The organism is Dactylosporangium aurantiacum (assembly GCF_000716715.1).
Lineage (GTDB): Bacteria > Actinomycetota > Actinomycetes > Mycobacteriales > Micromonosporaceae > Dactylosporangium > Dactylosporangium aurantiacum.
The window spans coordinates 1-518 of sequence record NZ_JNYJ01000151.1 but is presented as its reverse complement, the minus strand read 5'-3'; the positions used below and the strand labels follow the sequence as shown (position 1 = coordinate 518).

At 69.9% G+C, this 518-nt stretch carries 1 protein-coding gene; it reads left to right on the top strand.

The window, feature by feature from the left end; all coding sequences use genetic code 11:
* On the top strand, positions 1-493 hold a 493-nt coding region (locus OP18_RS59020; RefSeq protein WP_033368032.1), incomplete at its 5' end, for a short-chain dehydrogenase.
* Between the last annotated feature and the right edge of the window lie 25 nt (positions 494-518).

Below are 518 nucleotides of genomic sequence, written 5' to 3'. Positions count from 1 at the left end.
GCTCACCGTCGACGGCAACGAGGTCGCCTTCCAGGTCAACTTCCTCGCCCACTACCTCCTCACCAACCTCCTGGAATCCGCCCTCACCACCGACCCCGGCGGGCGCGTCGTCAACGTCTCCTCCTCCCTCCACCGCACCGCGGCCATCCAGTGGAGCGACCCGAACCGGGAGCGCCGCTACTCACGGCTCGCCGCCTACGCGCAGTCGCAACTGGCCCTGACCGTCTTCGCCTCCGACCTGCGCGTCACCGCCGTCTCCGTCCACCCCGGTGTCTGCGCGACCGGTCTCCTGTCGCTGTACGGGAACGAGGGCGAATCCGCCGCCGAGGGCGCCCAGCACGTCGTTCGTCTCTGCGACCCGGCCACCGAGATCGTCAACGGCGCCTACTACGACCGCTCCGAACGCGTCGCCCCGGCCGCCGCCGCCACCGAGGACCGCACGATCAAGCGCCTCAACAAGCTCGCCGACCTGCTCGTCGGCCACACCGCCTGAAGGGATACCCACACATGTCGAAGCG